This is a genomic window from Psychrobacter sp. HII-4, assembly GCF_904846595.1.
Lineage (GTDB): Bacteria > Pseudomonadota > Gammaproteobacteria > Pseudomonadales > Moraxellaceae > Psychrobacter > Psychrobacter celer.
The window spans coordinates 46,659-60,589 of the sequence record NZ_CAJHBJ010000006.1; the positions used below are offsets into that span (position 1 = coordinate 46,659).

The 13,931-nt window shown below is 47.2% G+C and carries 11 protein-coding genes and 2 tRNA genes; 5 read left to right on the forward strand and 8 right to left on the reverse strand.

Features of this window, described 5'->3' with window-relative positions; genetic code table 11:
* Positions 1–190: 190 nt before the first annotated feature.
* From nusA to tpiA, 6 genes are all read right to left on the reverse strand, one after another.
* Positions 191–1,675, reverse strand: a complete 1,485-nt coding sequence (gene nusA / locus JMX98_RS05080) for a transcription termination factor NusA (RefSeq protein ID WP_105244514.1) — start codon at positions 1,673–1,675, stop codon at positions 191–193.
* A gap of 113 nt (positions 1,676–1,788) precedes the next feature.
* Positions 1,789–2,289 (reverse strand): ribosome maturation factor RimP, encoded by a 501-nt coding sequence (rimP, locus tag JMX98_RS05085; protein WP_075101367.1) that lies wholly within the window; start codon positions 2,287–2,289, stop codon positions 1,789–1,791.
* Between the two features lie 438 nt (positions 2,290–2,727).
* Positions 2,728–2,804: transfer RNA gene (locus JMX98_RS05090), tRNA-Met, on the reverse strand.
* A 123-nt stretch (positions 2,805–2,927) separates the two neighbouring features.
* A tRNA-Leu gene (locus JMX98_RS05095) sits at positions 2,928–3,012 on the reverse strand.
* Between the two features lie 234 nt (positions 3,013–3,246).
* Positions 3,247–3,555, reverse strand: coding sequence for a preprotein translocase subunit SecG (gene secG, locus JMX98_RS05100; RefSeq protein WP_192994546.1), 309 nt, complete (start codon positions 3,553–3,555; stop codon positions 3,247–3,249).
* A gap of 459 nt (positions 3,556–4,014) precedes the next feature.
* Entirely contained in the window at positions 4,015–4,815 is an 801-nt protein-coding gene (gene tpiA, locus JMX98_RS05105; RefSeq protein ID WP_201585071.1) for a triose-phosphate isomerase, read from the reverse strand.
* Between the two features lie 350 nt (positions 4,816–5,165).
* Here tpiA and pilB point away from each other — a divergent pair, with 350 nt between their 5' ends.
* From pilB to coaE, 4 genes are all read left to right on the forward strand, one after another.
* Positions 5,166–6,881 carry a type IV-A pilus assembly ATPase PilB gene (gene pilB / locus JMX98_RS05110; RefSeq protein ID WP_201585072.1) on the forward strand — a complete coding sequence of 572 codons (1,716 nt, stop codon included), beginning with the start codon at positions 5,166–5,168 and terminating at the stop codon, positions 6,879–6,881.
* Positions 6,882–7,249: 368 nt separating this feature from the next.
* Positions 7,250–8,473, forward strand: a complete 1,224-nt coding sequence (locus tag JMX98_RS05115; RefSeq protein ID WP_201585073.1) for a type II secretion system F family protein — start codon at positions 7,250–7,252, stop codon at positions 8,471–8,473.
* A gap of 25 nt (positions 8,474–8,498) precedes the next feature.
* Complete coding sequence (locus JMX98_RS05120) at positions 8,499–9,401, forward strand: prepilin peptidase (RefSeq protein WP_201585074.1); 903 nt, start codon at positions 8,499–8,501, stop codon at positions 9,399–9,401.
* Positions 9,402–9,576: 175 nt separating this feature from the next.
* Positions 9,577–10,263 (forward strand): dephospho-CoA kinase, encoded by a 687-nt coding sequence (coaE, locus tag JMX98_RS05125; protein ID WP_201585075.1) that lies wholly within the window; start codon positions 9,577–9,579, stop codon positions 10,261–10,263.
* On the opposite strand, the gene rlmB is transcribed toward coaE, so the two are convergent.
* Positions 10,226–10,996 carry a 23S rRNA (guanosine(2251)-2'-O)-methyltransferase RlmB gene (rlmB, locus tag JMX98_RS05130; RefSeq protein WP_201585077.1) on the reverse strand — a complete coding sequence of 257 codons (771 nt, stop codon included), beginning with the start codon at positions 10,994–10,996 and terminating at the stop codon, positions 10,226–10,228. The two genes, coaE and rlmB, sit on opposite strands and share 38 nt — an antisense overlap.
* 268 nt (positions 10,997–11,264) lie before the next feature.
* Complete coding sequence (locus JMX98_RS05135) at positions 11,265–11,600, reverse strand: pyrimidine/purine nucleoside phosphorylase (protein ID WP_075101358.1); 336 nt, start codon at positions 11,598–11,600, stop codon at positions 11,265–11,267.
* A gap of 619 nt (positions 11,601–12,219) precedes the next feature.
* Between JMX98_RS05135 and recN the strand changes: the two genes are divergently transcribed.
* Positions 12,220–13,899 carry a DNA repair protein RecN gene (gene recN / locus JMX98_RS05140; RefSeq protein WP_201585079.1) on the forward strand — a complete coding sequence of 560 codons (1,680 nt, stop codon included), beginning with the start codon at positions 12,220–12,222 and terminating at the stop codon, positions 13,897–13,899.
* The last annotated feature ends 32 nt before the right edge of the window (positions 13,900–13,931 follow it).

Here is a 13,931-nt window from a genome sequence, read left to right on the forward strand (position 1 = left end):
CACCTACTGTCTATTATTTGCTATATGTTCAATTCAGTTGTTGGCTACAAATGATTGGGGTAAGGCTGATTTCATGCGCTCATCTGTCCGTATTGATACGGCAATAATGCCTGTGACGGTATGAGTACCTGTTATCAGCGCTTTATTATCAATAGCATATCACCAAAAGACAGCGATATGCAGTTACCGCTTATTCATCGAACCAAGATTCCCGAGCTTTCATGATGAGTTGTCCTGCAGTTTCAGAATCTAATCCTTCGATATCTTCTAAATCGAAGACGGCTTGTTCTGCCAAGTCATCTACGGTGATGATGTCTTTTTGTGCCATTTTATAGGCCCAGCTGACTGTCATCCCTTCAAGCTCTTGCAGCTCTTGACTTGGCTCTTTCATGTTTTGTTGTTTGACCAGCTCATCTGCGATGACCACTTCTTTTGCCCGCTCTTGAATGATGTCAATCGCTTCGTCGTCCAAACCTTCGATATCATAAAAAGTCTCTACAGGTACGTAGGCGACTTCTTCGATACTGGTAAAGCCAATATCCACCAGCGCTTGTGCCAGATCATGATCGACCTCCAAACGCTCATAAAACAGCTCAATAAAGGCTTTGGATTCGTTTTCTTGACGCTGCTGATACTCTTCTTCTAGCATCATATTGAGCTTATAACCAGTCAGCTCTGAGGCCAGACGGACGTTTTGACCTTGTGAGCCAATCGCACGCGCGAGCTGGTCGTTGGTGCTAAAGATAATGTCAGCGGTCTGGGTGTCTTCATCGAGGATGATACTGCTAACATCGGCTGGCTCTAGCGCACTAATGATAAATTGGGCTGGGTCATCTGACCACACCACCACATCGATACGCTCACCATCGAGCTCTTGCTGTACCGCTTGGATACGCGTGCCACGCATACCAATACAAGCGCCAACTGGATCAATACGATGGTCGTTGGTCTTGACTGCTATTTTAGCACGGGTCCCGGGCAAGCGAGCGACGTTACGGATTTCGATGATTTGCTCTGCAATTTCAGGCACTTCTTTTTGCATCAAGGCTGAGAGCATCTCAGGGTGCGTGCGTGATAAAAGCAGCTGAGCACCGCGGTTTTCACGGTTAACATGATATAAAATAGCGTTGATACGTGATTTTGGACGTAACTGCTCACGAGGCAACATCTGATCGCGTGACAAATAGCCTTCGGCATTATCACCTAAATCGATGATATAGCCATCACGAGTTTGTTTTTTTACTTCGCCATACATCATCTCACCGATACGTGGCTCAAAAGCGTCTGCAACTAGCGCACGCTCCGCTTCACGGATCTTTTGAATAATGACTTGTTTGGCTTGTGTGGCAGCGATACGGCCAAACTCAATCGACTCGATCTGCTCTTCTTTGATGTCACCAATGGACCACTCGTCTTGATCTAAGTCACTGATGGCCAACTGACAAGCAGGCATTTCGTGATCTTCATCGGCAACCACTGTCCAATAACGATAAGTATCATAATCGCCAGTTGCACGGTCGATTGATACGCGTACCGCCACTTCTGGCTGGTCGGTATATACTTTTTTCTTGGTTGATACCACCAAAGCATCTTCTATAGCTTCAAAGATATCTTCAGGATTTAAGCCCTTTTCATTACTGACAGTTTCTACTACCGTTAAGATTTCACGACTCATGCTATACCTGTCCTATCATTTTTTAATTGACTTAAATTTTATCATTAATGTATTAACGTTGTTTTTCATCATAAACCATCTAGGTCATTTGTGCAGTCGCTCAGGTAGGCCACCTAAGCATCTTCGTATACCAGATTGGCTTTATCAATATTACTTAATGCAATATCAAACTGCTCACCATCAGCGGCCGTCAGCTTCAATGAAGTGGCATCGATACTGTCTAGCGTACCTGTCACTTTGCGGCGTTTTTGCTCACCTGTCCCGATCGCTTGGATCAAACGTAGGCTGATGGTTTGACCAACATACGCATGCATTTGCTCATCTGAGAAAAACGCGCGATCAAAACCAGGCGATGACACCTCTAAGACGTACTCACCTGCGATGGGATCATGCACTTCAAGAATACCGCTGACTTGATGGTTCACCGCCGCACAGTCTTCGATAGTGACGTGTTTGCCCTGAGCCTGCTCTTCTGGCAGCGCCTCAATATAAATGCGCAGCAACGAGCGACGGCCTTGCGGCGCAAACTCTATGCCCCATAGCGCCACATCACAAGCAGCAACCGCAGGCGCGATGATATTGGTCAGTTCTGCAACTTTGGTCGAAAGCTTCATAATTTATTTATATTTTCCTGTTCACTTATCTATCGTACTCACAAACTCTATTAAAGTTATGCTGATCGTTTACCGATGATAATCGCTCACCGTGATGAGTCATACTCATATATTGTAAACCAAGACAGATCGTTGTATGTATGCGCGTTTATATAAGGCTGAGCAAAAAAACATCAAGCTCAGCCAAACATTGCTTTTATTATTCATAAAGCAGTACTATCGATAAAGGAGTGAGGAATAAAAGATAGTGTGCTTACGAAACAATCATGCCAATGGCGGCAAGTGACGACCCGTATCGTGCTCTATAGACATAGAGCTTAGCATAAGTAGGATAGATACCGCGATAACACTGACCTTCAGATACAAAAAAACCCACAAACATTATGGTGGGTTAATCGTTACTGACAAATTTAGTGTACAAAACATCAGTATAAAAAGTGGTAGCGGGGGCTGGATTTGAACCAACGACCTTCGGGTTATGAGCCCGACGAGCTACCAGACTGCTCCACCCCGCATCAATCTAGAACGCATATTATAGGGAAGGTTTGTATGATTGTCAATGCTTATTTTAAATAAAATTTAAACAAGCCATTTATCATCAATCAATCTACCCTGACGTCATGCTACGTCATAAAACTTGGTGCGATTGGGGGGACTTGAACCCCCACAGCTTGCGCTACCACCCCCTCAAGATGGCGTGTCTACCAATTCCACCACAATCGCGTTTTTTACTGCTTTTACTTGCCAATGAGCTTGTTGAGTGTCTATATAAGCCACTCTAAAGCTGGACTGCGAAAAACAGAAAAGGCATTGTAAATCTAACGTCTAAAAATAGCAAGTACTGCTGAAAAAAAGAAAGCAGTAAACCGTCATTCAAACCCCAATCCATAAAAAACCAACCACTTACTACGCTATCGCCTACAAGGCTGCCCCTATAGGCCGATAGTAAGCCAGCTGTTATTGAGGGTCTTGGGTCAAGGGGCGCGGCGTTTGCGGTGCTGACACAGGTGCATCTAAGCGAAACTGATCTTCTGCTTGTTTACGCGCATGGACCGCGAGTGTCATACTGGTAATAAAAAATATCACTGTCAAAACAGCGGTCGCGCGCGTCAAAAAGTTTGCGGAGCCTGCCGCCCCAAAGACGGTACCAGACGAGCCTGCACCAAAAGAAGCCCCAGCGTCTGCCCCTTTACCATGCTGTATCAAAATCAAGCCAATCATGGCAATCGCCACAATAATATGCAGGGCTAATATAAACGTAAACATGCTGGCCTCTTTTGCCGCGTAATGACGACTGATAACGGAAAATAAATCTAAGAATCAATATATAAGCTGACTTGAGTCTAACAAAGCGACAATCTAACAAGGCAACTTAAAAGTCTGGAATATTAGCAAATAACAATGTTAACTTTTTAGTGCCAACCTTTTACGTTACCTACTAACTCTACTTTACCTACTATGCAAGCACAGAGATGACTTTGCGCAAAAGTCACTGCCCGATCCGCTTATATATGAGATTATATAAATAAGGCGCATTGTACACGATTACAAGGGCACTGTTAAACCCACTTTTATCAATTGATAAAGAGATTTTGCATACAAATGATGACCTTACCATAACCGTATGCTTATAGTGCCCGCGTCAGTACCAGCAGTACTATACATATCAGCGACCCAGCACATAACAGTGACCCAGCTGCGATGTTAGGCGTAATGTCAGACGCCTTAGGCTTGCCCATTGCCAAAAGCTTGCGCAATTGCCAAAAAGCTGGCAGCCTTTAATGAAGCGCCGCCGACCAGTGCGCCATCAATCATAGCATCTGCCGCAAAACTATCGGCATTATCAGCATTGACGCTACCTCCATATAAGACTGTGATATTGTCCAATGCTTCCCCATAGTCTGCGACCGTCTGCTTGATATGCTGATGCGTCGCGCTGACCTCGGCCACGGTAGGCACTTTACCTGTGCCGATGGCCCATACTGGCTCATAAGCGATGATAAGGCGATCAGATAAGGTGTCAGCAAGCGCAGGCTGCTGCGTTAGTATGTCTTTTATGACGGTGAGCTGCTCATCGATAACCGCAAGTGTTTGTCCAGCGTCATACTGTGCTTGTGTCTCCCCAATACAAAACACCACGCCTAGGCCTTGGTCAAACGCATGGGTCATTTTACTGAGTAAACAAGCATGCGTCTCTTGATGATATTGGCGGCGCTCAGAGTGACCAAGTAATGTCCAAGTTGCGCCAGCGTCTGCCACCTGCTGCGCGGAGCAATCCCCCGTATAGGCACCTGTAGTGCCACTATGCGCGCTGATATCTTGCGCAGCACACAGTACTGGGCTGTCTTGTAGATGGGTGCTGACACTGGCCAAGTGGATACAGCTAGGGGCCACCATTAACTGGCAACCAGCGCTATTGGCACCGTCATCTTTATCAGCAGTCGCCAATAAATCGCTTAATAATGTCTGGACATCATCGCTCGTTGCAGGATTTTGTTTCCAATTACCAATTACCCAAGCTTGCATCTGTAGTTACCCTGTCTTAAGTATTTATGCCAATTCGGTGAATGTGCGCGCCAGTATAACAAATAATTCACAACTGCTATAGTATGGTGTTGCAGCGGCTGTCATGGCTTGATATGGCTGCAGCGGCTGACCGCACTAAACCATCTGCCGCTATTTATTGACCTCTTATTATCTTTTTGGCGTCGTCAATAAACAGTTTAATAGTTGCCATAAGTTCTTTAAACTAAAGTAATGTTCTATATTATTACCCTAATACCCAAAAAAACTACATAGTAGCATTCGTTTACTACCTATTTATTCGTGCAACAGCAGATAACGATACAAACGTTTGTTATTGAGGAGAGGTCGTCATGTCTATCACAACCAGCAAATATGGTGGTTTAGCACAGCAGCTGATTAGCGAAGGTATCGTTAGCGAAGCAAATATGAAAACCGCACAAACCGAGTCGCAGCAGCAGCAAATAGGACTGGTGTCATACTTGGTAGACAACAAGCTGGCCGACGCCTATCACTTGGCACAAATGCTCTCACAAGCTTTTGGCGATCCTTTGTTTGATTTAGACGCCCTGAGCCTCGATGTCATTCCTAAAGACTTGGTCGATGAAAAAATCGTCCGTAAGTTTAATGCTTTGCCTTTGTTTAAGCGCGGTCAGCGTTTGTTTGTCGCCTTAAGTGATCCAACACGTATTGATGCCATTGATGCCATTGCGTTTAACTCGCGGTTGTCTATCGAAACGGTGGTGGTCGAAGAAGATAAGCTCAAAAAACGCATCGAAGCGGTCTATGCAGACAGTATGCAAAGCTTTGACAGCTTTTCTGATAGCGATTTAAACGTCGGTTTTGAAGAAGGGGATGACGCGGCTGATGAGGGCGAGACCAAGCTCAGTGATAGCGTCGATGAGGCCCCTGTCGTTAAGTTTGTCAATAAGATGCTGGTGGATGCCATTCGTATGGGAGCTTCAGATCTGCATTTTGAACCCTATGAAAAGATCTACCGCGTACGCTTTCGTGTCGATGGGGTCATGCAAAAAATGGCCAGCCCGCCTGTCCAGCTTGCCGGTAAGATCGCAGCGCGCCTAAAGGTCATGTCACAAATGGACATCTCTGAGCGCCGTATCCCGCAAGATGGCCGTATCAAACTAAAACTGTCAAAAAACAAAGCCATCGACTTTCGGGTAAACTCCTTGCCGACGCTGTTTGGCGAAAAAATCGTACTACGTATTTTGGACCCCTCATCGGCCATGCTCGGGATTGATGCCTTAGGTTATGAGCCAGATCAACAAGAGATGTTTTTAGAGGCTCTTCATAAGCCGCAGGGCATGCTGTTGATCACAGGTCCGACAGGGTCTGGTAAAACCGTATCGCTATATACTGGTATCAACATCCTCAACACGGGAGCAACCAATATCTCCACTGCCGAGGATCCAGTGGAGATCAACCTTGAAGGCATCAATCAGGTCAACGTCAACCAAAAAGTTGGCCTAACCTTTGCCAATGCTTTGAAGTCGTTTTTGCGTCAGGATCCTGATATCGTCATGGTCGGTGAGATTCGAGATTTAGAGACTGCGGAGATTGCAATAAAAGCGGCGCAAACAGGCCACATGGTACTCTCAACCCTGCACACGAACTCTGCCCCTGAGACGTTGACGCGTCTACGCAATATGGGGGTGGCTTCTTTTAATATTGCCACCTCTGTCAACTTGGTCATTGCTCAGCGTTTGGCACGGCGCTTGTGTAAAAACTGCAAAAAAGCCATCAATGTACCGCGGCAAAGCTTGCTTGAGCTTGGCTTTACGGATGCCGATCTAGACGATCCAGACAACGTCATTTATGAGCCTGTCGGCTGTAATGAATGCCGTGAAGGCTATAAAGGCCGAGTGGGTGTTTATGAAGTCATGAAGGTCAGCCCAGACATTTCTCGCATCATTATGGAAGATGGCAATGCCATGGATATCAAAGACGCTGCGCTCAAAAACGGCTTTCGCGATCTGCGCCGCTCTGGCATTTTAAAGGTATTACAAGGGGTAACCAGTATTCAAGAGATGATGCGAGTAACCTCTGAATAGCACCAACTCTCATCGCGTCAAAGAGGAGCATACTGCGTCATTGCTAAATGGTGTTTTTATCAAAGACAGCAGCAGTAATCTTGGTCATCATTTGCCAGTCATAAGTAGGTATGGCTTTTCTTTTATAAACTAGCAATAATATCTACCAGATATATTTCAAAATAAAACAGATGAGCACTGGTTTTTTAGGCTAAAATAAAGTAGGAAATGCAAAAGGTTGTGTTATCGCTACTACGCTGTGCCCAGCTGTATTTACGAGAGCAGTGCCATAAAATCACTGTTATAAAAGTGGCTAAAGTCAACGTTATTGGCGAACCATCGTTTATATATTTGCAATATCTAATAAGACAATTTTTGAGGGTAGAAACATGGCAAAAGTGAAGACCGACATGCTGTCAGACTTTGTCTACGATGGCGTAAACCGGCGCGGACAAAAGATAAAAGGCGAGACCACCAGTCGCAGCTTAGAGCTGGCCAAAGCCACCTTGCGCAAACAGGGTATTACGGTTAAGGGCATCAAGAAAAAACCCAAGCCGCTTTATACGTTTAAAAAAGCCATTAAACCCATCGATATCGCGATTTTTTCTCGTCAATTGGCCACCATGATGAAAGCTGGGGTGCCTTTGACGCAGTCTTTTGAGATTGTCGCTGACTCATTAGACAATCCCAGTATGAAAGATTTGGTGTTGCAAATAAAATCTGATATCGAATCTGGTGGTACCTTTGCCTCTGCCCTACGCAAGCATCCACGCTACTTTGATGACCTATTTTGCTCGTTGGTGGATTCTGGTGAGCAATCCGGCTCACTTGAGACCATGCTCGAGCGGGTGGCCACTTATAAAGAAAAAAGTGAGATGCTCAAAGCCAAAATCAAAAAAGCGGTCAAATACCCGATTGCCGTTATTATCGTCGCCGTCATCGTGACCATGATTTTGCTCATCAAAGTGGTACCTGTGTTCTCTGATCTTTTTGAGTCTTTTGGTGCTGAGCTGCCCGCCTTTACCCAAATGGTGGTGGGCATGTCTGAGTGGATGCAGTCATGGTGGTTTGTTTTGATTGTGCTCATCGGCGGCGCCATTATCGGGTTTTCAGAAGCGAAAAAACGCTCCAAAAAATTCCGTGACTTTTTGGACCGCGCTGTTTTGAAGGTACCTGTGTTTGGTAATATCGCTTATCAAGCGATTATCGCCCGCTTTGCCCGCACCCTCTCAACGACTTTTGCCGCTGGGGTACCGCTCATCGATGCGCTGGACTCCACAGCAGGCGCGACCAACAACGTGGTGTTTTATAATGCCACTCAGCAGATCAAAAACGACGTCTCTACCGGTCAGCAGTTACAGTTTTCGATACGTTCTACCAATTTATTTCCTAGTATGGCCATACAGATGGTCGGTATCGGTGAGGAGTCTGGTAGCTTAGAGGAGATGCTAGACAAGGTGGCGGTCTATTATGAAAGCGAAGTCGATAACGCGGTTGATGGTCTGACCAGTTTGATGGAGCCTATGATTATGGCAGTGCTTGGGGTATTGGTCGGTGGCCTCGTGATTGCGATGTATCTGCCGATCTTCCAAATGGGCTCAGTGGTCGGCTAATACCTCACTCAAGGACTGCGATTTCATGCAATTTATACAGTTATTACAAGACAATACGACCGTGGCTTTGGTCGTATTTGGGTTATTAGGGCTTTGTGTCGGTAGTTTTTTAAATGTGGTCATCCATCGGCTCCCGCTGATGATGTTTGCAAGCTGGCGGCAAGAATGTAGTCAGTTTCTGGCTGAGCAAGCAGACATGCCGCGCGAGCATACGCAGCCACTGACCCGTATCGTCGCAGGCGACAACACCATTACCTTGAGTCGCCCGGCGTCGCGCTGCCCGCACTGCGCTCATAAAATCACCTGGTATCAAAACATCCCTTTGTTCAGTTGGCTGATGCTGCGCGGGCGCTGCGCTGCTTGTAACGCCGCCATCGGTATCCGCTATCCGCTGGTGGAGCTGATCACCGCCCTACTCTCTGTGCTGATCATTTATCAATTTGGGGTGAGTGCAACAGGCTTATCGGCATTGGTCTTAGTATGGACGCTAATCGCCTTAACCGGTATCGATTTTGATACTCAGCTCCTCCCTGATCGGTTAACCTTCCCTTTGGCGGGGCTAGGTCTAGCAGTCAACAGCCAAGGCTGGTTTGTCTCACCCAGCCAGTCTATTTGGGGATTGCTGTTGGGGTTTTTGTCATTATGGGTGGTGGTAAAGCTGTTTTATTTGATCACCAAAAAACACGGCATGGGTCAGGGCGACTTTAAGTTGTTGGCCGTATTGGGCGCTTGGCTGGGGCCTATGATGCTCCCGCTTATCATCTTACTCTCCTCCCTGCTCGGCTCTATCGTCGGGCTGATCTTAATGAAAAAACAAGGCGAGAGCAGACCCTTTGCCTTCGGCCCTTACATTGCTATTGCCGGTATTGTCGCCTTATTATATGGCACAGATATCGTCAGTTGGTACTTAGGCATGTATACTTACTAAAACAGGCGTGAGTTTTACCATACGTTTTAAAAAACATACTGTAAAAGTAGCAGGGTAAGTGGCAATGGCGCTTATCTCTCTCATCTTTGTGCCAGCCTCAAATCATCAACATAGATGGGGCAAAACAGCTGCGCACGTTTTCATCTTTATCATATCGGTCAGATAAGTCATTATTATGTCAAACGCTAACGCTTCACCTTATTCTCACAAGCCGCAAACTCACCAAAAGCAAAGCAAGACACTGGTGGTCGGATTGACAGGCGGTATCGGTAGTGGCAAATCTGCTGCTAGTGACTGGTTTGCGCAGCAAGGCATCGATATTATCGATGCTGATGTGATCGCCCATGAGGTGGTGGCAAAAGGCAGCGCGACATTGCGCAAAATTCAAAGAAAATTTGGCGATTGGGTGTTAAATAGCGACGGCTCGATGGACAGAGCGGCGGTGCGTACGCACGTTTTTACTCATCCTGAGGCGCTCATCGAGCTTGAAGCCATTACTCACCCAGCGATAAGAGAAGCGGCAAAAGCACAGCTAACCGCCAGCACTTCGCCTTATGTGGTACTGTCCGCGCCGCTACTCATAGAGGCGGCAGAAGCGGGGCTGGCAAACTTGTGCCAACGAGTACTGGTGATTGATGCCAGCGAAGACACCCAGCTTGAGCGCGCCAGCCAGCGTGATGAGCAAAGTGTTCAAAAGATCAAAGCCATTATGGTCAATCAATTAAGCCGCGAAGCGCGCAACCGTCACGCTGATGATGTCATCTTAAACGATCGCGACCTAGCGGCTCTGTATGCACAGCTGGAGCCGCTACACCAAAACTATCTTACGCTTGCCCAGCAGCTAAAGTACGCTGCCGATTGACCTCATACAGCGCCATACCGGTAGCCACGCTGACGTTTAGGCTTTGTAAGTTGCCATGCTCATTGCCCGACATCGGGATATAAACCAGCTCATCACAGCGCTCTGTGGTCAACCGGCGCATGCCCTCTCCTTCTGAACCCATGATAATGGCCGTTTTGCCGGTCAAGTCCGCTGCATGTATGGGCTTGGCCGCATCACTAAGCGCCGTACCAAACACAAATACACCAGCGTTTTTGATGTGGTCAAGCGTACGCGCCAAATTGGTCACACTGACAATCGGCATCAGCTCAGCGGCGCCTACAGAGACTTTTGCCACTGTTGGGGTGAGGCTGGCGGCGTGATGTTTTGGACAAATCACCGCATCCACGCCCATCGCAACGGCCGTACGCAAACACGCACCGAAGTTATGCGCATCAGTGATTTGATCGAGTATCAGCAACAAACACTGCTCGCGCCCCGCAATGGTGTCTAGCAGCGCTTCGTCAGCAAAACCTAGAGGGCGGGCATTAAGCACCACGCCTTGGTGCTGCGGGCTGCCACACATCTGGGTCAGCTTGTCTTTTTGTGTGGGCTGAATACTGATGCCATTGGCCTCGGCTTCGGCCATGATTGCTTGCACGTGAGGGTCGCTGTCACGGCCTTGTTGGACAAACAAGCTAAGACCATCGAGCGGACGATGTTTGAGTAAGGCATCAATTGCATGAATGCCATAAAAATAAATGGGTTTTGCCATAATCGGCCTACTTAAGTATCAAATGGATATCGCTAAAGCGATAAGAAGTAACGATAAAAAACAACAATAAAAAAACAGTGTAGCCTCATCAAAAACAAATAAACCATACCGACTGATATGGTTTATCCGCGATCGATTGAGGTTTTTACTTGGGGTGACGCTTGATGAGTACGTAATTTGGTTGATTTTGCTAAGGAGACTATATGTAGATTATCTAGCAAAATGCAGGTAGGCGCGGACTTGCGCCACTGGCTTAGTGTATGCGTCTTTAGCCTTCTAAATGACAGATATACTGTACGATCTCTTCGGTTCTGAGGTTAAAGCCGCTGTTGCCTTCGACCACAAATGACTGGCCTGCACGGTAGTAGCTAAACGCTTCCTCACCATTTATTTTGACCTCGCACTCCCCGCTGGTGATCTCGATACGCTCAGAAGTATTGGTACTAAAATGATAATGCTCCACCAAATTATCACAAGGTAAGATGATGCCTAGCGTCTTATGACGTCCATCCTCAAACATAATGGTATGGCTTGAGCAACGACCATCATAAGAGACCGTCGCATGAGCATTGACTGTTACATTGGTAAATTGCGCCGCTGTCATAGTGGCTTCCTTATCAAATAATTATGGTAAAACTAAAAAATAAGTACAGATGAAATGACTTTATGAATCAGCATTGCAAGCGGCCTAGCCTACTATATAAATGTGCTGTATTCGATCGAGTGACAGTCTTTGCCCAATCGAGGCCATAGACTCTCGCACATACTGACGTCAGCCTTAATATCTGATTGACATCTGGTTGACAACTTAAGATACCTACCCGCGTATGCCGACTATGGTATCGATGAGATATTACGATAAGATGACTTATCATTATCAGACGACAAGCATAAAACAAGCTAGCAAGCGTTTGTCATTATGTGAGATTATGCTACCACATTATATCTATAAAGTTTGTTACAGGGGCAAGGAAAATATTGCGGCAGGCGCAAGAGGTGCCACCGGTGGGCCACTGACTTTATCCAAAGCGGGCTGCAGAGATTTATGTTATTGCGCGGCTTTATAATTTGTATTTAGCGGCGTTTGCCACCATAATATTTGCCAATCACTATAGTCTATTGAGTACCATAAACGAGCCATTTTATCGTTGTATTTATTCTATTTTAGCGATGACTTCATCTAAAGAATCGGTGAAACTCATTGTCTGTCATGAGAGGCGTTGATGCTAGTATCACTCACTTTACATCAGTTTGCATTGATCGCTCAGCATGAGCTGAGTATGGCGGAAGGCTTTAACGTCATCACCGGTGAGACAGGTGCCGGTAAGTCGCTACTGCTTGATGCGCTGTCGTTGTGTGCAGGTGAGCGAGCCGACAGCGCCATGATCAGACATGGGGCGGCACATGCCGATATCTATGCTCAGTTTGATGTGGCAAACAATGCACTTGTCGCAGAGTGGTTTGCCGAGCATGATCGCGCCTTAGATGAGCCAGATGTGTTGATTCGTCGCCAGCTTAGCCAAACAGGGCGCTCAAAGGCTTGGTTAAATGGTACGCCCGTCAGCTTAGCTGAGCTAAAGAGCCTCGGTACACTGTTGGTCAATATTCATAGCCAGCACGCCCAGCAAGCACTGCTAAAGCCGCAGTTTGTGGTGCAGTGGTTGGATGCCATGGCACAAACCACCACACTGGCTGCGCAAACCGCGAGCAGCTATCAACACTATCAGCAGCTAAAACGCCGCGCTGATGAGATTGCCAGCCGCGAAGCGCTGCGCCATGACCGTATCCAGCTGTTACAAAGCCAGCTGGCAGACATCGAGCCGCTCCTCGCTGTTGATTATACCGACATCGAAGCGGAGCACGAAGAGCTGTCTAATATTGAAGCTTTGATGATGGAAGCCAGTCATGGCCTGCATCTGCTCGACAACGACACCGATGAGCCAGACGTCATGACCCTGCTTGGACAAGCGATCAAGCTGTGTGATAATCAACTGGGAGTCAGTCAGACGTTTGAGCAAGCCTCAGAGCAGCTACATCTGGCTCAGCAGCAAATAACCGAAGTCATAGGATTACTATCAGACTATGCCGAACAACAACTTCCCGACTCTGAGCGCTTGCAAACCTTAGACAATCTCATCAGCCTCGGTCATCGCCTCTCGCGCAAGCACGCCTTACCCGCTGTTGATTTGATTGAGGAAGCCAACCACTGGCAAGCGCAATTAGAACAATTAGAAAACGAACCAAGTAGTGATGCCATGGCCGCGCAAATCGAGCAAGCGTGGCAGCAATATCTGCTGCTGGCCACCAAACTCCAAAAAGCACGCGAAAAAGCCGCGCCACATATCAGCAAACAACTGGTCCAGCAGCTGCAGCCACTAGCGCTACCCAATGCGCGCTGTGAGTTTGTCTTTACCAAAAAACCCGACCCAAGCCAATATAATGCGCAAGGTTGTCATGATATCGATTTGTTGTTTAGCGCCAATGTCGGTATGCCCATGCAGCCGCTGCATAAAATCGCTTCAGGTGGGGAGCTGTCGCGGATGGCACTGGTGATGCAAGTGCTACAAGCCATCAATGCGGACAATGATGCTGCCAAGCCTATGTTGGTCTTTGACGAGGTCGATGTCGGTATCAGTGGCGGCACCGCGCAGGTGGTCGGTGAGCTCCTGCGTAAACTGGGGCAGACTCAGCAGCTACTGGCCATCACGCACCAAGCACAGGTCGCCGCGCAAGCGCACCAACATATCTTGGTACAAAAACATCATGACGAGCAAACCGAAAGTGAGCTGGTCATCTTGACAGATAGCGCGCAAGTCGATGAGCTGGCACGCATGTCGGGCGGCGTGACCATCACGGAGGTCACTCGTGATCACGCTCGTAGCTTACTAACGGATGTCAAATAAGGCGTTTGCTATCCTGCACAGTACCCTCTCTG